At 51.4% G+C, this 20,083-nt stretch carries 14 protein-coding genes, 2 tRNA genes and 1 pseudogene; 10 read left to right on the forward strand and 7 right to left on the reverse strand.

The genetic code is table 11. From position 1 onward, the window contains the following. Nucleotides 1-336: 336 nt before the first annotated feature. Genes ACQ3G7_RS11680 through narI form a run of 4 tightly spaced genes read left to right on the forward strand, consistent with a single transcriptional unit; the run spans nt 337 to nt 6,996 of the window. Nucleotides 337-4,080, forward strand: a complete 3,744-nt coding sequence (locus ACQ3G7_RS11680; RefSeq protein ID WP_430889923.1) for a nitrate reductase subunit alpha — start codon at nt 337-339, stop codon at nt 4,078-4,080. Next, nucleotides 4,077-5,612, forward strand: a complete 1,536-nt coding sequence (gene narH, locus ACQ3G7_RS11685; RefSeq protein ID WP_430889924.1) for a nitrate reductase subunit beta — start codon at nt 4,077-4,079, stop codon at nt 5,610-5,612. Before ACQ3G7_RS11680 ends, narH begins: the two co-directional genes overlap by 4 nt. After that, nucleotides 5,609-6,319 (forward strand): nitrate reductase molybdenum cofactor assembly chaperone, encoded by a 711-nt coding sequence (narJ, locus tag ACQ3G7_RS11690; protein ID WP_430889925.1) that lies wholly within the window; start codon nt 5,609-5,611, stop codon nt 6,317-6,319. Before narH ends, narJ begins: the two co-directional genes overlap by 4 nt. Continuing rightward, on the forward strand, nt 6,319-6,996 hold the full coding sequence (gene narI, locus ACQ3G7_RS11695; protein ID WP_088237649.1) for a respiratory nitrate reductase subunit gamma: 678 nt from the start codon (nt 6,319-6,321) through the stop codon (nt 6,994-6,996). The genes narJ and narI overlap by 1 nt, the downstream gene beginning before the upstream one ends. Before the next feature lie 31 nt (nt 6,997-7,027). Here the strand turns inward: narI and ACQ3G7_RS11700 are convergent. Further along, a pseudogene (locus tag ACQ3G7_RS11700) lies at nt 7,028-7,918 on the reverse strand (DMT family transporter). Between the two features lie 109 nt (nt 7,919-8,027). Between ACQ3G7_RS11700 and ACQ3G7_RS11705 the strand changes: the two are divergent. Further along, on the forward strand, nt 8,028-8,471 hold the full coding sequence (locus ACQ3G7_RS11705) for an Lrp/AsnC family transcriptional regulator (RefSeq protein WP_430889926.1): 444 nt from the start codon (nt 8,028-8,030) through the stop codon (nt 8,469-8,471). A gap of 92 nt (nt 8,472-8,563) precedes the next feature. Here the strand turns inward: ACQ3G7_RS11705 and ACQ3G7_RS11710 are convergent. The 4 genes from ACQ3G7_RS11710 to ACQ3G7_RS11725 all read right to left on the reverse strand — a co-directional run bounded on the left by ACQ3G7_RS11710 (nt 8,564) and on the right by ACQ3G7_RS11725 (nt 10,278). Beyond that, nucleotides 8,564-8,648: transfer RNA gene (locus ACQ3G7_RS11710), tRNA-Tyr, on the reverse strand. A 33-nt stretch (nt 8,649-8,681) separates the two neighbouring features. Next, nucleotides 8,682-8,766, reverse strand: a tRNA-Tyr gene (locus ACQ3G7_RS11715). A 162-nt stretch (nt 8,767-8,928) separates the two neighbouring features. Further along, the gene (purU, locus tag ACQ3G7_RS11720; RefSeq protein ID WP_430889927.1) at nt 8,929-9,771 is read right to left on the reverse strand and encodes a formyltetrahydrofolate deformylase; all 843 of its coding nucleotides are present in this window, start codon (nt 9,769-9,771) and stop codon (nt 8,929-8,931) included. 48 nt (nt 9,772-9,819) lie between these two features. Continuing rightward, nucleotides 9,820-10,278, reverse strand: coding sequence for a YchJ family protein (locus ACQ3G7_RS11725; RefSeq protein WP_430889928.1), 459 nt, complete (start codon nt 10,276-10,278; stop codon nt 9,820-9,822). A gap of 110 nt (nt 10,279-10,388) precedes the next feature. On the opposite strand from ACQ3G7_RS11725, the gene rssA reads away from it, so the two are divergent. The 3 genes from rssA (at nt 10,389) to galU (ending at nt 13,510) form a co-directional block, all read left to right on the forward strand. Next, nucleotides 10,389-11,297, forward strand: a complete 909-nt coding sequence (gene rssA, locus ACQ3G7_RS11730) for a patatin-like phospholipase RssA (protein WP_263100651.1) — start codon at nt 10,389-10,391, stop codon at nt 11,295-11,297. An 89-nt stretch (nt 11,298-11,386) separates the two neighbouring features. Beyond that, nucleotides 11,387-12,400 carry a two-component system response regulator RssB gene (gene rssB / locus ACQ3G7_RS11735; protein WP_430889929.1) on the forward strand — a complete coding sequence of 338 codons (1,014 nt, stop codon included), beginning with the start codon at nt 11,387-11,389 and terminating at the stop codon, nt 12,398-12,400. 198 nt (nt 12,401-12,598) lie between these two features. Continuing rightward, the gene (gene galU, locus ACQ3G7_RS11740; protein WP_430889930.1) at nt 12,599-13,510 is read left to right on the forward strand and encodes a UTP--glucose-1-phosphate uridylyltransferase GalU; all 912 of its coding nucleotides are present in this window, start codon (nt 12,599-12,601) and stop codon (nt 13,508-13,510) included. Between the two features lie 277 nt (nt 13,511-13,787). Here galU and hns read toward each other — a convergent pair whose 3' ends face one another. After that, a complete protein-coding gene (gene hns / locus ACQ3G7_RS11745) occupies nt 13,788-14,201 on the reverse strand; it encodes a histone-like nucleoid-structuring protein H-NS (protein ID WP_061496261.1) in 414 nt (137 codons plus the stop codon). Nucleotides 14,202-14,748: 547 nt separating this feature from the next. Between hns and tdk the strand changes: the two genes are divergently transcribed. Next, complete coding sequence (gene tdk, locus ACQ3G7_RS11750; protein ID WP_061496259.1) at nt 14,749-15,363, forward strand: thymidine kinase; 615 nt, start codon at nt 14,749-14,751, stop codon at nt 15,361-15,363. A 289-nt stretch (nt 15,364-15,652) separates the two neighbouring features. Here tdk and adhE read toward each other — a convergent pair whose 3' ends face one another. Next, on the reverse strand, nt 15,653-18,328 hold the full coding sequence (adhE, locus tag ACQ3G7_RS11755) for a bifunctional acetaldehyde-CoA/alcohol dehydrogenase (protein WP_430889931.1): 2,676 nt from the start codon (nt 18,326-18,328) through the stop codon (nt 15,653-15,655). Between the two features lie 468 nt (nt 18,329-18,796). Here adhE and ACQ3G7_RS11760 point away from each other — a divergent pair, with 468 nt between their 5' ends. Next, a complete protein-coding gene (locus ACQ3G7_RS11760; protein WP_263100655.1) occupies nt 18,797-19,444 on the forward strand; it encodes a YchE family NAAT transporter in 648 nt (215 codons plus the stop codon). The last annotated feature ends 639 nt before the right edge of the window (nt 19,445-20,083 follow it).

A 20,083-nucleotide genomic window follows, 5' to 3' on the forward strand; every position in this document is an offset into this window, starting at 1 on the left:
TTAGTTACAACATACTCTTCTGTTTTTGTTGTCGTCTGCTGCGGAAGATCCAGTGAATTGTTCGGTCAACCAGGGCATCTACCCCTTAATACCTCGCGCGCTATAAAGCAACGTATAATTTCGCTGCGCAATGAATAAAGTCCTTATTTATCATCAAGATAAAAAATAGAAAATGATAACTCTTTGGGAGTACTCCGTCATTTTGACGCCGAAATGAAGATCTGACGGCTTGATCGCCATCAATTCTCTTTGTCTTTGTGGGGGTTACCTTCGCGACAAATCCAGCAATGTCGATTTAGCAAGAGAGCCGAACAGGCTCCAACAGGAGAACACCCGATGAGTAAATTCCTGGACCGGTTTCGCTACTTCAAACAGAAGGGCGAAACCTTTGCCGACGGGCACGGCCAGCTGTTAAACACCAACCGGGACTGGGAGGATGGATACCGAAGCCGCTGGCAACACGATAAAGTCGTGCGCTCAACCCACGGTGTAAACTGCACCGGTTCATGCAGTTGGCAGATTTTCGTCAAAAACGGTCTGGTCACCTGGGAAACCCAGCAGACTGACTACCCTCGCACCCGCCCGGATATGCCGAACCATGAGCCTCGCGGCTGCCCTCGCGGCGCCAGCTACTCCTGGTACCTCTACAGTGCTAACCGCCTGAAATACCCTCTGATGCGTAAACGCCTGATCGCATTGTGGCGCGAAGCAAAAGCGAAGCACAGCGATCCGGTTAATGCCTGGGCGTCCATTATCGAAGACGCCGACAAAGCAAAAAGTTTTAAACAGGCGCGTGGTCGCGGCGGTTTCGTTCGCTCCTCCTGGCAGGAAGTGAATGAGCTCATCGCGGCATCCAACGTTTATACCGTGAAAACCTACGGTCCGGACCGCGTAGCGGGCTTCTCGCCAATCCCGGCGATGTCGATGGTTTCTTATGCTTCCGGCGCGCGTTATCTGTCGCTGCTCGGCGGTACCTGCCTCAGTTTTTATGACTGGTACTGTGACCTGCCACCTGCATCGCCGCAGACCTGGGGCGAACAGACCGATGTGCCGGAATCTGCTGACTGGTACAACTCCAGTTATATTCTTGCATGGGGCTCCAACGTTCCGCAGACCCGTACTCCGGATGCGCATTTCTTTACCGAAGTGCGTTACAAAGGCACCAAAACCGTTGCCATTACGCCGGATTACGCCGAAATCGCCAAACTGTGCGACTTGTGGCTGGCACCGAAGCAGGGTACCGATGCCGCGATGGCGCTGGCCATGGGCCACGTCATGTTGCGCGAGTTCCACCTGGATAAACCGAGCCAGTACTTCACCGATTACGTCCGTCGCTACACCGATATGCCGATGCTGGTGATGCTTGAAGAGCGTGAAGGCTACTACGCTGCGGGTCGCATGCTGCGCGCTGCGGATCTGGTGGATGCGCTGGGTCAGGAAAACAACCCGGAATGGAAAACCGTGGCACTGGATAACCAGGGCAATGTGGTGGCGCCAAACGGCTCTATCGGTTTCCGCTGGGGTGAAAAGGGCAAATGGAACCTTGAACAGCGCGACGGCGGCAATGGCGCTGACGTCGAGCTGAGCCTGAGTCTGCTCGGCAAGCATGATGAGGTGGCAGAGGTTGGCTTCCCGTATTTCGGCGGAGACAGCACCGCGCACTTTGCCAGCGTTGAGCTGGACAATGTACTGATGCACAAACTGCCGGTGAAACGCCTGCAACTGGCGGATGGTTCGACGGCGCTGGTGACCAGCGTTTACGATCTGACCATGGCGAACTACGGTCTGGATCGTGGCCTTGGTGACGACAACTGCGCGACCCGCTACGACGAAATCAAGGCGTATACGCCGGCCTGGGCGGAGAAAATCACCGGTGTTCCGCAGTCGCAGATTATTCGTATTGCGCGCGAGTTTGCCGATAACGCAGACAAAACGCACGGCCGTTCGATGATCATCGTCGGCGCCGGGATGAACCACTGGTATCACCTCGATATGAACTATCGCGGTCTGATCAATATGTTGATCTTCTGTGGTTGCGTAGGGCAAAGCGGCGGTGGCTGGGCGCACTATGTCGGCCAGGAAAAACTGCGTCCGCAGACCGGCTGGCAGCCGTTGGCGTTTGCCCTCGACTGGCAACGCCCGGCGCGCCATATGAACAGTACCTCTTATTTCTACAACCACTCCAGCCAGTGGCGTTACGAGACGGTTACTGCGCAGGAATTCCTGTCGCCAATGGCGGACAAATCCCGCTATACCGGTCATCTGATTGACTTCAACGTTCGCGCTGAACGTATGGGCTGGTTGCCGTCTGCCCCGCAGTTAGGCACTAACCCGCTGCGGATTGCTGCCGAAGCCGAAAAAGCCGGGATGAGTGCGGTGGATTACACCGTCAAATCCCTGAAAGAGGGCTCTTTGCGTTTTGCCGCAGAACAGCCGGAAAATGGCAAAAACCATCCGCGCAATCTGTTTATCTGGCGTTCGAACCTGTTGGGTTCCTCCGGTAAAGGCCATGAATTTATGCTCAAGTACCTGCTGGGGACGGAGCACGGTATTCAGGGCAAAGATCTGGGTAAACAGGGCGGCGTGAAACCGGAAGAGGTGGAATGGCATGACAATGGTCTCGATGGCAAGCTGGATCTGGTGGTGACGCTGGACTTCCGTCTCTCCAGTACCTGTCTCTACTCCGATATCGTGCTGCCAACAGCAACCTGGTATGAAAAAGACGACATGAATACCTCGGATATGCATCCGTTTATTCATCCGTTGTCTGCCGCGGTTGACCCGGCATGGGAATCCAAAAGCGACTGGGAAATTTACAAAGGGATCGCAAAATCCTTCTCTGAGCTCTGTGTCGGTCACCTTGGTAAAGAAACCGATGTGGTCACGCTGCCTATCCAGCACGACTCGGCTGCCGAACTGGCGCAACCGCTGGGTGTGAAAGACTGGAAAAAAGGTGAATGTGACCTGATCCCGGGGAAAACGGCGCCGCACATTATCCCGGTGGAGCGTGATTACCCGGCAACGTACGAACGTTTTACCTCTATCGGCCCGCTGATGGAGAAAATCGGCAACGGCGGTAAAGGCATTGCCTGGAATACCCAGAGCGAAATGGATCTGCTGCGCAAGCTGAATTACACCAAAGCAGAGGGCCCGGCGAAAGGCCAGCCGATGCTGAACAGCGCAATTGATGCGGCAGAAATGATCCTGACGCTGGCACCGGAAACCAACGGTAATGTGGCAGTAAAAGCCTGGGCGGCGCTCAGTGAATTCACCGGTCGTGACCACACGCATCTGGCAACGAATAAACAGGAAGAGAAAATTCGCTTCCGCGATATTCAGGCCCAGCCGCGTAAAATTATCTCCAGCCCGACCTGGTCAGGTCTGGAAGATGAGCACGTCTCCTATAACGCCGGTTATACCAACGTTCATGAGCTGATCCCATGGCGTACGCTCTCCGGTCGTCAGCAGTTGTATCAGGACCATCAGTGGATGCGCGACTTTGGTGAGAGCCTGCTGGTGTATCGCCCGCCCATTGATACCCGTTCAGTGAAAGAAGTGCTGGGGGTGAAAGCGAACGGTAACCCGGAAAAAGCCCTTAACTTCCTGACGCCGCACCAGAAATGGGGTATCCACTCGACGTACAGCGATAACTTGCTGATGCTGACGCTGGGCCGTGGCGGACCGGTAGTCTGGTTGAGCGAAACCGATGCCAAAGAGATGGGCGTTGCGGATAACGACTGGATCGAAGTCTTCAACAGCAATGGCGCGCTGACCGCACGTGCAGTGGTGAGCCAGCGTGTGCCTGCCGGTATGACGATGATGTACCACGCGCAGGAACGCATTGTGAACCTGCCGGGATCTGAAATTACCGGACAGCGCGGTGGTATCCATAACTCTGTCACCCGTATTACCCCGAAACCGACGCATATGATTGGCGGCTACGCCCAACTGGCTTATGGCTTCAACTATTACGGTACAGTCGGTTCCAACCGCGATGAGTTCGTGGTGGTGCGTAAGATGAAGAACATTAACTGGTTGGATGGCGAAGGCAATGACCAGGTACAGGAGAGCGCAAAATGAAAATTCGTTCACAAGTCGGCATGGTGCTGAATCTCGATAAATGCATCGGCTGTCATACCTGTTCAGTCACCTGTAAAAACGTCTGGACCAGCCGTGAAGGGATGGAATACGCGTGGTTTAACAACGTAGAAACCAAACCGGGCACTGGCTTTCCGACCAACTGGGAAGACCAGGAAAAATGGAAAGGCGGCTGGATCCGTAAAATCAACGGCAAACTGCAACCGCGCATGGGTAACCGTGCGCTGCTGCTCGGTAAAATCTTCTCTAACCCGCATATGCCGGAAATTGATGATTATTACGAGCCATTCGACTTTGATTACCAGAACCTGCATAACGCGCCAGAAAGCAAACATCAGCCGATCGCGCGCCCGCGTTCACTGATTACCGGCGAGCGGATGAACAAAATCACCGCTGGTCCGAACTGGGAAGATGACCTGGGCGGTGAATTCGAAAAACTGAGCAAAGATCAGAACTTCGAAAACATGCAGAAGGCGATGTACGGTCAGTTTGAGAACACCTTCATGATGTATTTGCCGCGTCTGTGTGAACACTGTCTGAACCCGGCGTGTGTGGCGACCTGCCCGAGCGGTGCTATCTACAAGCGTGAAGAAGATGGCATTGTGCTGATCGATCAGGATAAATGCCGTGGCTGGCGTATGTGTGTTACCGGTTGCCCGTACAAAAAAATCTACTTCAACTGGAAGAGCGGTAAATCCGAGAAGTGCATTTTCTGTTACCCGCGAATTGAAGCCGGGATGCCGACCGTCTGTTCCGAAACCTGCGTAGGGCGTATTCGCTACCTCGGCGTACTGCTGTATGACGCGGATGCGATTGAAAACGCGGCCAGCACGGAAAACGAGAAAGACCTGTATCAGCGTCAGCTTGATGTGTTCCTCGATCCTAACGACCCGAACGTGATCGCCCAGGCGCTGAAGGATGGCGTACCGCAAAGCGTTATCGATGCGGCGCAGAAATCGCCGGTTTACAAAATGGCGATGGACTGGAAACTGGCGCTGCCGCTGCATCCGGAATACCGCACATTGCCGATGGTCTGGTATGTGCCGCCTCTGTCACCGATCCAGTCTGCTGCGGATGCCGGTGAACTGGGCAGCAACGGCATTCTGCCGGACGTAGAAAGCCTGCGTATCCCGGTACAGTATCTTGCCAACTTGCTGACGGCGGGTGATACCGAACCGGTGTTGCTGGCCCTGAAACGGATGCTGGCGATGCGTCACTTCAAACGTGCCGAAACGGTAGACGGCGTGGAAGATACCCGTGCTCTGGAAGAGGTCGGGCTGACGAAGGCGCAGGCGCAGGAGATGTACCGTTATCTCGCCATTGCCAACTACGAAGATCGCTTTGTGGTGCCGTCCAGCCATCGCGAGCTGGCGCGTGAGGCCTTCCCGGAGAAAAACGGTTGTGGCTTTAGCTTCGGCGACGGTTGCCACGGTTCAGACAGCAAATCAAACCTGTTCAACAGCCGCCGTATCGACGCTGTGGATGTCACGATTAAAACGGAGCCGCACCCATGATTGAACTGGTGGTCATTTCCCGTTTGCTGGAGTATCCGGATGCTGCCCTGTGGCAGCATCAACAGGAGGTAGTAGAGGCCCTGGCGTCGGGTGAAAACCTGGCGTCCGACGACACACAGCAGGTGGTGAGTTTCTTTTGTGAGTTAACGTCACAAACCTTACTGGATGCGCAAGCCAGCTATAGCGAGCTGTTTGATCGTGGGCGCGCCACGTCGCTGCTGCTCTTTGAACATGTGCATGGCGAGTCCCGAGATCGTGGCCAGGCGATGGTGGATCTGCTGGCGCAGTATGAGCGTCACGGTCTGCAACTCGACAGCCGTGAATTACCGGATCATCTGCCGCTCTATCTGGAATACCTGGCGCAGTTGCCGTTTACCGAAGCGATTGGTGGCTTGCAGGATATTGCGCCGATCCTCGCGCTGCTGCAGGCGCGTTTGCAGCAGCGGGAAAGCGCTTATGCCACGTTGTTCACCGCGTTGCTGACGTTGAGCAAAACCGTGGTGGATAACGGGCAGGTCGCTGAAAAAATTGCCGGTGAAGCGCGCGATGATACGCCGCAGGCGCTGGATGCCGTATGGGAAGAAGAGCAGGTGAAATTCTTCGCGGAGCAGGGCTGTGGCGACTCCGACATTACTGCACATCAGCGCCGTTTTGCGGGGGCTGTCGCACCGCAATATCTGAATATCACAACAGGAGGAGAGCGCTAATGCACTTCCTAAATATGTTCTTCTTTGACATCTATCCGTACATTGCCGGTGCGGTATTTCTGGTGGGTAGCTGGCTGCGTTATGACTACGGTCAGTACACATGGCGCGCGGGCTCCAGTCAGATGCTGGATCGCAAAGGGATGAACCTGGCCTCGAACCTGTTCCATATCGGCATTCTGGGGATTTTTGCCGGGCATTTCCTTGGCATGCTGACGCCGCACTGGATGTACGAGTCGTTTCTGCCGATTGAAGTGAAACAGAAAATGGCCATGATCGGCGGCGGCGCAAGCGGCGTGCTGTGTCTGGTTGGCGGTTTACTGCTGTTGAAACGCCGTCTGTTTAATCCGCGTATTCGTGCGACCTCAACGGCGGCGGATATCCTGATCATGACGCTGTTGATGGTGCAGTGTGCATTAGGTCTGTTGACCATTCCCTTCTCTGCGCAACATATGGATGGCAGCGAGATGATGAAACTGGTGGGCTGGGCGCAATCGGTGGTGACATTCCACGGTGGCGCGTCTGCGCATCTTGATGGTGTGGCATTTATTTATCGTGTGCACCTGGTGTTGGGAATGACCCTGTTTGTGTTGTTCCCGTTCTCGCGCCTGGTGCATATCTGGAGCGCGCCGGTCGAGTACTTAACGCGTAAGTACCAGATAGTCCGCGCGCGTCGCTAATCGTTGACTAACCCCGCTGCGGCGGGGTTTTTTACGACTGACGCGTGGTGTGGGCAACCGCCGCGTTGCTGCGATCGCCCCAGCCGAGATTATTGCCTGCGGCAGCCAACAGAATGAATACACCGCCGAACATCTGCACGATGCTGAGTGTATGACCAAACAACACCGCATCCACTGCAATCGCAACCAGCGGATAGATAAACGACAGTGAGCCAATGAGCGGCGTCGGCAATTGCTGTAACGCGCTGTAGAGCAACTGGTACATCAGGCCGGTGTGCACAATCCCAAGTGTCAGCAAAATCCCCCAGGGAAATGTCCCGCTAAATGTTGGCAGATGCGCCATCGGCAGTAGCATCACGGTGCCGGTCAGGACCTGAATCAGGGCGATATGTTGTGGTGGCAGCGGTTTCAGATGGCGGGTAATCAGTGCCGTTACGGCATAGAAAAAGGCGGCGCCAAGTGCCATGGCGATGCCGGTCAGCCACTGTGCATCAGGATGGTGTAATTCACTCAGTAAGAGCAGTACCACGCCGGAGAAGGCCACCAGTAGTCATCCCCATTTAACCAGGCTGACGCGCTCGCCCAGCAGCATACTCATCAATACCAGCATAAATGGTTGCGTGTTATAGACCACGGTGGCCAGTCCCATGGAGATGCGGCTGTAGGCGGCAAACAGTAACAACCAGTTGATCACCAATGCGACGCCGCCCAGGATGGCGAGCAATAACACCGGGTATGAAAGGCTTTTGAAGGGATGGTTACCGTAGCGAACCACCAGAAATAATGCGCCAGTACCAAACAGGCAACGCCAGAACACCACATCAATCACAGGTAATCCGCTTAGCAGTACAAATACGCCAATTGACCCGGATATCAGCATGGCAAGGCTCATTTGCCAGACGCCACGGGGGATCGTTTTCATTTTTCATCTCCAGAACAGGGTGTGCATATTGTCGAAAATCAGCGGTCAGGTTTACAGAGATGATGTAAGGTGGGTGATGAATTCTTCCTTTAATAATTAGGGAAAAGAGATGGATTACCTTATTGATGATATCGACCGCGCCATCCTGACCTGCCTGACTGAGGATGCCCGGCAGTCTCTAAAAGTATTGAGTGCGCGCGTAGGATTAACATCGCCCAGTACCGCAGAGCGCGTGAAGCGCCTGGAAGAGCGTGGTGTGATCGAGGGGTATGGTGCGCGAATCAACCTTGCTGCGCTGGATTATCAACTGCAGGCGCTGGTGCGCGTCAGACCGATGCCGGGAATGCTGCAAAAGGTAGATAAAATGATTCAGGCGCTGCCAGAGTGCATTGAATGCGACAAAGTGACGGGGGAGGACTGCTTTGTTATGCGACTGGTGGTGCGCTCTATCGAGCAACTGGATGCCTTGCTTGACAACATTGCCGAATACGCGCAGTGCAATACGTCAATTGTAAAAAGTACACCGGTTAAAAGAAGGCTGCCGCCGATTTGAAAGGGAGTTGTTGTTCGACGGTTCTCGTCCTTCCCGGTGAAGCAGAACATTAAGGAAAAGCAGAGATAAAAGCAGCGGGAATATATAGAAGATGGTGGTGGGGGAAGGATTCGAACCTTCGAAGTCGATGACGGCAGATTTACAGTCTGCTCCCTTTGGCCGCTCGGGAACCCCACCAGGGGTAATACATATTGTGATACAGGATAGAAATGGTGGTGGGGGAAGGATTCGAACCTTCGAAGTCGATGACGGCAGATTTACAGTCTGCTCCCTTTGGCCGCTCGGGAACCCCACCACGGGGTAAAGCTAATTACTACTGACCTGCTTCCATCTCGGGAAGCGCGGCGCATCATACCAAATGACGCGCCGCTGTAAAGCGTTCAATCGCGAAAAACAAACTGGTTGTCTGCTTTTTGCACGTAATGGTGTAAAGGCAAACAATTCAATCCGTTAATGATTACAGAATAATCGTCCGATTGCCGTAAACGAACACACGCTGCGCCAATACCTGATACAACGCACGGCTCAACACGTTTTTCTCAACGTCACGGCCTGCGCGCATCATGTCTTCAGCGGTGTAAGTGTGATCCACGTGGATAACGTCCTGCATAATGATGGGACCTTCATCCAGATTATCATTCACATAGTGAGCCGTTGCGCCAATGATCTTCACACCACGCTCATAGGCCTGATGATAAGGACGCGCGCCAATAAATGCCGGCAGGAACGAATGGTGAATATTGATGATCTTATTCGGGAAGCGGGAGACAAACTCCGGTGTCAGTACGCGCATGTATTTCGCCAGCACCACGTAATCCGGCTGATGCGCTTCAATCGCCTGCGCCATCAGGTTGTCATGCGCTTCGCGTGTTAAACCTTCGTGGCTCACCAGTTCGAAAGGAATATCAAAGCGCTCAACCAGTGAACGCAATGTCTCGTGATTGCCAATAACGGCCGCGATATCAACATCCAGTCCGCCGTAATTGGCCTTCATTAACAGATCGCCAAGACAATGCGCCTCTTTCGTCACCAGAATCACGACCCGGCGGCGACCAGCCGGATTCAATTCACGTATGGATCCCTCCGGGAGTGCGCTATCAAGATCCGCCAGCAGCGTCGCATCATTGAAAATGCCTTCCAGTTCGGTACGCATAAAGAAACGGCCGGTACGGTGATCCACAAATTCGTTGTTTTGCACGATATTGAGTTCGTGCTTGTAACAGATGTTGGTGATGCGCGCGATGAGCCCTTTCTGGTCAGGACAGATAGTACGCAGAATTTTTCGTTGTAATGAGTGCATTGCCGGGTAAATCCTGTTGATGATGTTTGCTATGAGGTGCTGCTCGCCTTATTGGCCACAGCACTTTTTGAATTTTTTGCCTGACCCGCAAGGGCAGGGATCGTTACGGCCAAATTGTGGACGCGCACCGTCGATATAATACCACTGGCCGTTCTCCTTTAAGAACCGGGAACGCTCTATAATCGCGCCTGGCTTGCCTTGCTCGCTAAAACGCGCCACAAAACTGACATAACCTTCATTATCATTTTCGCCGCAAGCGTGTTCAAATACGGTTAAACCCAGCCAGGTGGTATGAGCAAAACCGGATTCGATGTGCTGACGAAAATCCCCGGCTCCACAGGAGGGATGCCAGGTTTTAATCAGATATTCTGCCTGGTGTAACACGAAAGCGGTATAGCGCGAACGCATCAGGTGCGAAGGCGTGGGAGCATGCTGTGCGCCAGACAGATAAGGCTGGCAACATAGGCTATACTCCAGAGCGCTACCGCAAGGACAAGATTGAGACAAAATAGCATTCCTGGAACAAAAATAACGGCGCGATTGCGTCAGGGTAGCGATATGTTAACTGAGCCGTAGCGCTGTGGCTACAGTAAGCCGGGGGAAGTGAAACACGCGTAATGAGAAGGGTAAAAGTTGGTTTGGCGCTTGGATCTGGCGCCGCCAGGGGCTGGGCCCATATTGGTGTGATTAACGCATTGCAGCGCGCGGGTGTTGAGATTGACATTGTCGCCGGGTGTTCCATAGGGTCATTGGTTGGCGCGGCGTATGCGTGCGGCCGGTTACCGGCACTCGAGAAATGGGTACGTTCCTTCCGCTATTGGGATGTGCTGCGACTGATGGATCTCTCATGGCAACGTGGCGGATTGCTACGCGGTGAACGCGTGTTCAGCCAGTACCGCGCATTACTGCCATTCGCGGATTTTGGGCACTGCCGTATGAAATTTGGCGCCGTGGCCACTAACCTCAGCACCGGACGCGAACTCTGGTTTACCGAAGGCGATTTGCATCATGCTGTGCGTGCGTCTTGCAGTATGCCCGGGTTGATGTCTCCGGTTGCACATAATGGTTACTGGCTGGTGGATGGTGCCGTTGTCAACCCGGTGCCGGTTTCGCTCACGCGTGCCTTAGGCGCAGATATTGTTATTGCTGTGGATCTGCAACATGATGCGCACTTAATGCAGCAGGATCTACTGTCAGTAAACCTGACCACAAGTGACAGCGACAGTGAAAGCGGCGCGGCACTGCGCTGGCATCAGCGCCTGCGCGAACGACTGGGGCGTATCACGCCTAAACGCCCGGTAGCACCGACGGCGATGGAAATCATGAGCACATCCATTCAGGTGCTGGAAAACCGCTTAAAACGCAACCGTATGGCAGGCGACCCGCCTGACATTCTGCTGCAACCTCTATGTCCGCAAATCTCGACCCTCGATTTTCATCGTGCCGATGCGGCCATCGCCGCGGGACAGATGGCGGTCGAAAAGAAAATAGATGAGCTACTACCGCTGGTTCGGCCAGTGGCGTGAACATAATTTAAAAGACTTCAGCAAATTCTGACAGGCGATAATCGGCGAAGCATGCCACTATTGATCTATCGTCAGGCAGGGGAGATGAAATGACGCAGCCGTTGGCCGGAAAACAGATACTGATAGTTGAAGACGAGCCCGTTTTCCGCTCGCTGCTGGACTCATGGTTGTGTTCGCTCGGCGCGACTACGTTGCTGGCGGAAGATGGCGTCGGCGCGCTGGAGCATACGGCGACGGCAAAAGCTGACCTGATTATCTGCGACCTTGCTATGCCGCGCATGAATGGTCTGGCGTTGATTGAACATTTACGCAACCATGGCGATCAGACGCCGATTCTGGTTATCTCCGCCACTGAAAACATGGCAGATATCGCTAAAGCACTGCGGCTTGGCGTACAGGATGTGGTTCTTAAGCCGGTAAAAGATCTTAATCGCTTAAAAGAAACCCTGTTTGCCTGCATTTATCCCAACATGTTTAATTCTCGCGTCGAGGAAGAAGAGCGCCTTTTCCAGGACTGGGATGCATTGGTGGGGAATCCACAGGCTGCGGCAAAATTGCTGCAGGAGTTACAACCGCCGGTGCAACAAGTCATTTCCCAGTGCCGGGTAAATTATCGCCAACTGGTTTCCGCCGATCGCCCAGGCCTGGTGCTCGATATTGCCCCGATTTCTGGCCAGGACTTAGCTTTTTATTGCCTGGATGTGACAAGAGCAGGGAATAATGGCGTGCTGGCTGCCTTATTGCTTCGTGCACTATTTAACGGATTACTACAGGAGCAGTTGTCGCATCAGCGTCAGCGTCTTCCGGAAATGGGCTCTTTGCTCAAACAGGTAAACCAATTACTGCATCAGGCAAATTTACCCGGGCAATTCCCATTATTAGTGGGTTATTACCATAGTGAACTTAAGAACTTAATATTAGTTTCAGCCGGTCTTAATGCCACGTTAAATACCAGCGAACATCAAATTCAAATCAGCAACGGTGTGCCGCTCGGTACATTGGGCAATGCTTATCTCAACCAATTGAGCCAACGCTGCGACGCATGGCAATGCCAGGTATGGGGCGCTGGCGGGCGTCTTCGCTTAATGTTGAGTGCGGAATGAGCAATCGCATCACACTTTGCAGATAGCTTTACCTGTCGGTTAAAACGAGTGGTACTATCGCCGCAGATTATGCGTATTAATCCTAATTAGCTGCAACCGCGTCCTTTTCAGACCTGGTCGTTGGGGTGGTACTGATATACTCAGACGCGAGTTAATTCATGAACATGTTCAAAGCATGAACAGTCCAGGAGATTTTCAATGGCTGCAATAAATTCGAAAGTGACTAAAGCAGTAATCCCGGTAGCGGGGTTGGGAACCAGGATGTTACCAGCGACCAAGGCAATTCCTAAAGAGATGTTGCCGCTGGTTGATAAGCCATTAATTCAGTACGTGGTCAATGAATGTATTGCTGCGGGTATTACTGAAATCGTTCTGGTCACCCATTCATCCAAAAACTCTATCGAAAACCATTTCGATACCAGCTTCGAGCTTGAGGCGATGCTGGAAAAACGTGTCAAACGTCAGTTGCTGGAAGAGGTGCAGTCTATTTGCCCACCGCACGTTACTATTATGCAGGTACGTCAGGGGCTGGCAAAAGGCCTCGGTCATGCCGTGCTGTGCGCGCACCCTGTCGTCGGAAATGAGCCTGTCGCGGTTATTCTGCCGGACGTTATTCTTGATGAGTTCGAATCCGATCTTTCCCAGGATAATCTGGCTGAAATGATTAAACGCTTTGACGAGACCGGTGCCAGCCAGATCATGGTTGAGCCTGTTGATGACGTAACGGCGTACGGTGTTGTTGACTGTAAAGGCGCGACGCTGAATCCTGGTGACAGCGTGCCGATGGTCGGTGTTGTAGAGAAACCAAAAGCGAATGTTGCCCCGTCTAATCTTGCTGTGGTTGGTCGTTATGTCCTGAGCGCTGAGATTTGGCCGCTGCTGGCGAAAACCCCTCCGGGAGCAGGCGATGAAATTCAGCTGACGGATGCTATTGATATGCTGATCGAAAAAGAAACGGTTGAAGCCTATCATATGAAAGGCAAAAGCCACGACTGCGGTAATAAACTCGGTTACATGCGCGCATTTGTAGAATACGGTATTCGTCACAATACACTGGGCGCAGAATTTAAAGCCTGGCTGGAAGATACCGTAGGGGCAGGGAAAGCATAATCCACTTCCCCGTGTCGGAATTAAGCCGGAGAGAATAGCGTGCTGCGCTGATTGTCTCCGGCTTTTTTATTTCTGGCTGTTTCCGAACGAAGAAGAACGCGGCACTGCTGAGAAACAAACGGCACAAAACAATAAAAAGTGGCGCAGAGTTTAAACAATAAGCGTCTGGTGACGGATTGATATGAAGCTCAGCATTATATTATGAAGAAATTGTGGAGATATGTGGCGGGCGTCAAAAAAAACCCGCCAGCGGCGGGTTTTCTGAAACTTGATGAAATTACTCAGCAAGCAGGAAGTCTTCCAGTTTCTTGCCTTGTTCATCCATTGCTTTTTTGATAACAGCCGGAGTACGGCCCTGACCAGTCCAGGTTTTGGACTCGCCGTTTTCATCAATGTAAGCATATTTAGCCGGACGTGCAGCGCGTTTTGCTTTTGTCCCGGTTTTCGCTGCAGCCATGCTGTTCAGCAGTTCTGTCGGGTCAATACCATCAGCAATCAGCATATCGCGATATTGCTGCAGTTTACGGGTACGCTCTTCAACTTCAGCGGCAGCAGCGCTTTCTTCCTCACGGCGCTCATTTACCACAACTTCTAATTTTTCCAGCATTTCTTCGAGCGTTTCCAGAGTGCATTCTCTTGCCTGCGCACGAAGAGTACGGATGTTGTTCAGAATTTTAAGTGCTTCGCTCATTGTAGTAATCTCAAACTTATATTGGGGTGGTTTGTTGGGCTAATAATAGAGCGTTAATTTGACCAGTGCAATAGCTGTGAATGTAAGGAATTCAAAAATTGCTCTTTATTTTGTCGTTTTATAAATATCGCTAACTTAAATTTTACTTGAAGAAACGCACAAAAAAGCACTTATACCATCCGTAAACACTGATGTTGTCGTTGCGCCTCTGGTGGTTTTTTGTGATTAATCTGAGTGGGGTTATAGTCATAATGGATAAATAACGACCTCGTTAATTCCGTATAGCTAATGTGCTCACATGCTTAAAATATTAATAATTTCTGGATCATAAGGTCGGAAACACTGGATTTAAATCATTTGTAAGATCATGAATTTGTAGACCTGTTTCTTTGGCAGTAACAATCGCATTGATTAACAATTGCTATATCTGTAAGCAAAGAAAAGAGCGGGGGGTTACCTTAGACGCGCAGTGGCTCCCGGTTTGTCAGATAAAATATGGTACAATCGCTAACAGTAATATCACACTTTGATTGGGGTTTTGCGCGCAATGGCACAACTTTATTTCTACTATTCAGCGATGAATGCGGGGAAATCTACGGCTTTACTACAGTCCTCTTACAATTACCAGGAAAGAGGTATGCGTACAGTGGTCTACACGGCAGAAATTGACGATCGTTTTGGTTCGGGAAAGGTGAGTTCGCGTATTGGATTATCCTCACCTGCCCGTTTGTTTAATCCACAATCATCGTTGTTTGAGGAAATTAAAGCCGAGCACGAACGCGAAGCGGTACATTGTGTACTGATTGATGAATGTCAGTTCCTTTCACGGGAACAGGTATATGCGCTTTCAGAAGTTGTCGATCAACTGGATATTCCGGTGCTCTGTTATGGTTTACGCACCGATTTTCGCGGCGAGTTGTTTGTCGGCAGCCAGTATTTACTCGCATGGTCAGATAAGCTGGTAGAGCTGAAAACAATCTGCTTCTGTGGACGTAAGGCCAGTATGGTGCTGCGTCTGGATCAAACAGGGCGGCCTTACAATGAAGGCGAGCAGGTGGTTATTGGTGGCAATGAGCGCTATGTTTCCGTGTGCCGCAAACACTATAAAGAAGCGCTGGTAGAGGGCTCTCTGACCGCAATTCAGGCGCGAGGACGGAAGTAAGGGCGACACCGCTATATGCTGCGCCAGGTGCTCTCTGTGCGGGGTTTGAGGCATGAATGACGTATAGATGCAGGCCCGACGTAATAACATCATCGCAGCAGATCTCTTTATGCTCAGTTGGCTTTGTATGCTGTAAACACGACAGCGCCAAAACCTGTCGCAGATCTGTGCATTATCAGGCTGGTGTAAGACAGCAATAAAAAAACCCGCCATCAGGCGGGTTTTTTGTCAGACTAAGCCATTAAGCCATTAAGCCATTAAGCCATTAAGCCATTAAGCCATTAAGCCATTAAGCCATTTTTTTGGCTTTCTTGTCCGCTTTTGCCGGGGCCTCTGCTTTAGCTGCAGCAGGTTCACCTTCATTGAACTCACGGCCGTAGAACGTATCCAGCAGGATTTGTTTCAGCTCGGAGATCAGCGGGTAACGCGGGTTGGCACCGGTGCACTGGTCATCAAATGCATCTTCAGACAGTTTGTCCACGTTGGCCAGGAAGTCTGCTTCCTGAACGCCCGCTTCGCGAATGGATTTCGGAATGCCCAGTTCAGCTTTGATGCTTTCCAGCCAGGTCAGCAGTTTCTCAATCTTCGCAGCGGTACGGTCACCGGCAGCAGTCAGACCCAGATGGTCAGCGATTTCTGCGTAGCGACGGCGAGCCTGCGGACGGTCGTACTGGCTGAATGCAGTCTGTTTAGTCGGGTTGTCGTTCGCGTTATAACGAATAACGTTACAAATCAGCAGGGCGTTAGCCAGGCCGTGCGGAATGTGGAACTGAGAACCCAGTTTGTGCGCCATAGAGTGACACACCCCGAGGAAGGCGTTAGCAAACGCGATACCTGCGATGGTTGCAGCACTATGAACACGTTCACGAGCAACCGGGTTTTTAGACCCTTCGTTGTAAGAAGCCGGCAGGTTTTCTTTCAACAGTTTCAGCGCTTGCAGCGCCTGGCCATCAGAGAACTCAGAAGCCAGTACGGACACGTAAGCTTCCAGGGCGTGGGTTACTGCATCCAGACCACCGAACGCACACAGCGATTTCGGCATATCCATCACCAGGTTGGCATCAACGATGGCCATATCCGGGGTCAGGGCATAGTCCGCCAGCGGGTATTTCTGGCCAGTTGCATCGTCAGTTACCACGGCAAACGGTGTAACTTCAGAACCGGTACCGGAAGTGGTAGTGATAGCGATCATTTTCGCTTTCACGCCCATTTTCGGGAACTTGTAGATACGTTTACGGATGTCCATAAAGCGCAGAGCCAGTTCTTCGAAATGGGTTTCCGGGTGTTCGTACATTACCCACATGATTTTGGCTGCGTCCATCGGGGAACCGCCGCCCAGCGCGATGATCACGTCCGGTTTGAAGGAGTTCGCCAGCTCAGCGCCTTTGCGTACGATAGTCAGCGTCGGGTCAGCTTCAACTTCGAAGAACACTTCAGTTTCCACGCCAGCCGCTTTCAGAACAGAGGTGATCTGGTCTGCATAACCGTTGTTAAACAGGAAACGGTCGGTCACGATAAGTGCGCGTTTGTGACCATCAGTAATCACTTCATCCAGCGCGATTGGCAGTGAGCCACGGCGGAAGTAGATAGATTTCGGAAGTTTGTGCCACAACATGTTTTCAGCTCGCTTAGCAACGGTTTTCTTGTTGATCAGGTGTTTCGGACCAACGTTTTCAGAGATGGAGTTACCACCCCAGGAACCACAACCCAGAGTCAGGGAAGGCGCGAGTTTGAAGTTATACAGGTCACCGATACCACCCTGAGAAGCCGGGGTGTTAATCAGGATACGTGCGGTTTTCATTTTCTGACCGAAATGTGCAACGCGTTCCGGCTGGTTATCCTGGTCGGTGTAGAGACAGGATGTATGACCGATACCGCCCATTGCGACCAGTTTCTCTGCTTTTTCTACCGCGTCTTCGAAATCTTTCGCGCGATACATTGCCAGCGTCGGAGAGAGTTTTTCGTGAGCGAAAGGCTCGCTTTCGTCAACAACTTTCACTTCACCAATCAGGATCTTGGTCGTTGTCGGAACGGTGAAGCCGGCAAGTTCAGCAATTTTATAAGCCGGTTGACCGACGATGGCCGCGTTGAGCGCGCCATTTTTCAGAATGATGTCCTGAACCGCTTTCAGCTCTTTACCTTGCAGCAGGTAGCCGCCATGGCTGGCGAAACGTTCGCGAACAGCATCATAAACGGAGTCAACAACAACGACAGACTGTTCAGAAGCACAGATAACGCCGTTATCGAAGGTTTTGGACATCAGAACAGAAGCCACGGCGCGTTTGATATCAGCCGTTTCATCAATCACAACCGGAGTGTTGCCTGCGCCCACGCCGATAGCCGGTTTACCGGAGCTGTATGCTGCTTTCACCATGCCCGGGCCGCCAGTGGCCAGAATCAGGTTGATGTCAGGGTGATGCATCAGCGCGTTAGACAGTTCAACAGAAGGCTGATCAATCCAGCCGATCAGATCTTTCGGCGCGCCCGCAGCGATAGCCGCTTGCAGTACGATATCCGCCGCTTTATTGGTCGCATCTTTAGCACGCGGATGCGGGGAGAAAATGATGGCGTTGCGGGTCTTCAGGCTAATCAGTGATTTGAAGATAGCAGTAGACGTTGGGTTAGTGGTCGGGACGATACCGCAAATAATGCCGATAGGTTCAGCAATGGTGATGGTGCCGAAAGTGTCATCTTCAGACAGCACGCCACAGGTTTTCTCGTCTTTATAGGCGTTGTAGATATACTCAGAAGCAAAGTGGTTTTTAATCACTTTATCTTCGACGATACCCATACCGGATTCGGCAACGGCCATTTTAGCGAGGGGGATTCGAGCATCTGCGGCAGCCAGGGCGGCGGCACGGAAGATTTTATCTACTTGCTCTTGAGTAAAGTTGGCATATTCACGCTGGGCTTTCTTCACGCGTTCAACGAGTGCGTTAAGTTCAGCGACATTAGTAACAGCCATAATGCTCTCCTGATAATGTTAAACTCTTTTAGTAAACCAGCTGTCCAATACGAGAGTATAGACAGACCGGCTGCAGGTTGCGTAAATTACAGAAAAACAGGCACTTAACGCCTAACCACATGCCACTGATTTACTGAAAGAGCCTCAACGCAATAGCGCTTTTTTTACTTTCTTTAGGTGACACCAGACTACCTGGTTTTAGGTAGTATTAGCGTGATCTACGTCAAATTTCGGTGATGCTGACACCTTTCAGCAAGGTCGTTTTTGGGCGTTTGTATCAAATGTTAATGGCATCTGACTGAGCGCCCTCTAAGATTATCACAATTCCCACAACTGAATAACATGTTGTATTGCCGTTGATTTCGACAGAAATCCTGATGAATGTAATAAAGAAAACGCGTATCTTCGGCATGGATTATTCTGTCACCCCTTTCTCTCACTGAGTCTGGCGACGTTGCGGAGCGTACTGTGATTCATACATTGTTTGATTTTACGACCTGTTTTAAGTTTTTTATCGGTTTGTTCGCGCTGGTTAACCCGGTGGGCATCATCCCTGTCTTCATTAGTATGACCAGTTATCAAACGGCAGGGGCGCGAAATAAAACCAACCTCACGGCCAACCTGTCTGTTGCCATTATCCTGTGGACATCGTTATTTCTCGGCGATGCCATTCTTCAGATCTTCGGTATCTCTATCGATTCCTTCCGTATCGCCGGGGGCATTCTGGTCGTGACGATTGCGATGTCGATGATCAGCGGCAAATTGGGTGAGGATAAACAGAACAAACAGGAACAATCAGAAACCGCTATCCGCGAAAGCATCGGCGTGGTGCCGTTAGCACTGCCGCTAATGGCGGGTCCTGGCGCCATCAGTTCGACGATCGTGTGGGGCACACGCTATCACAGCGTGGAATATCTGCTGGGTTTCTCTGTGGCCATTGCATTATTCGCTCTGTGCTCATGGGGCCTTTTCCGTATGGCCCCGTGGCTGGTGCGTTTACTCGGGCAGACAGGCATTAACGTGATTACGCGTATTATGGGTTTACTGCTTATGGCGCTGGGAATTGAGTTTATCGTTGGCGGTATTAAATCGATTTTCCCCGGACTGCTGAACTGATTCACCTCCTTTATTTACTCAATGATTAAGCGATATGTATTATTTTATATATCGCGCTAATTAAGTCGGGCTTAACCGGCTGTGAAGGAAAACGCAAAATCAGTAAAACATATGATAAATACGCAAAACGGCGGTAAGTATAATAAATTGCGCTAATCAGAAAAATGATTGATTATCAACGGGGTATAAGTTTTATGAATCCGCTTTGCGCAGATTCTGTGCAAACGCATCTGTTATTTTCCTCACATAATACTATTGGGCTTGCCGTGACATAATTGAAATGATATTAGTACTTTCAATCTTATCGCAGATGAATGTGCTAAAAAGTGGTCGGTTGTTGATTTTTTGTGCAAAAAACCACGTCATCTGCCAAAATGCATTACATGGTCGTGATGCGCATTTATCTGATTGATAATCATAGATAAAAAATTCTCAGGGAGACTGTTCAGACACGTCTTCGCGGCTAACGCTTTGCCGCAAAAGAGAAATGGTTAACAAATTTGCAAATTGTATTGGCGGCAGCGGAAGGCATTTGATATTTTCCGCCCATTCTCTTTATGAGCCTTATAATTCGCAGAATAAACAGATTAGATGAGAATCGTTTTCATATATGACGTTTCTCTCCGGCATTAAGACGCG

Source organism: Kosakonia sp. N21, from assembly GCF_050587465.1.
GTDB lineage: Bacteria > Pseudomonadota > Gammaproteobacteria > Enterobacterales > Enterobacteriaceae.

Coding starts and splice junctions, on each gene's coding strand:
- ACQ3G7_RS11680 (WP_430889923.1), top strand. CDS start 337: ATGAGTAAATTCCTGGACCGGTTTCGCTACTTCAAACAGAAGGGCGAA.
- narH (WP_430889924.1), top strand. CDS start 4,077: ATGAAAATTCGTTCACAAGTCGGCATGGTGCTGAATCTCGATAAATGC.
- narJ (WP_430889925.1), top strand. CDS start 5,609: ATGATTGAACTGGTGGTCATTTCCCGTTTGCTGGAGTATCCGGATGCT.
- narI (WP_088237649.1), top strand. CDS start 6,319: ATGCACTTCCTAAATATGTTCTTCTTTGACATCTATCCGTACATTGCC.
- ACQ3G7_RS11705 (WP_430889926.1), top strand. CDS start 8,028: ATGGATTACCTTATTGATGATATCGACCGCGCCATCCTGACCTGCCTG.
- purU (WP_430889927.1), bottom strand. CDS start 9,771: ATGCACTCATTACAACGAAAAATTCTGCGTACTATCTGTCCTGACCAG.
- rssA (WP_263100651.1), top strand. CDS start 10,389: ATGAGAAGGGTAAAAGTTGGTTTGGCGCTTGGATCTGGCGCCGCCAGG.
- rssB (WP_430889929.1), top strand. CDS start 11,387: ATGACGCAGCCGTTGGCCGGAAAACAGATACTGATAGTTGAAGACGAG.
- galU (WP_430889930.1), top strand. CDS start 12,599: ATGGCTGCAATAAATTCGAAAGTGACTAAAGCAGTAATCCCGGTAGCG.
- hns (WP_061496261.1), bottom strand. CDS start 14,201: ATGAGCGAAGCACTTAAAATTCTGAACAACATCCGTACTCTTCGTGCG.
- tdk (WP_061496259.1), top strand. CDS start 14,749: ATGGCACAACTTTATTTCTACTATTCAGCGATGAATGCGGGGAAATCT.
- adhE (WP_430889931.1), bottom strand. CDS start 18,328: ATGGCTGTTACTAATGTCGCTGAACTTAACGCACTCGTTGAACGCGTG.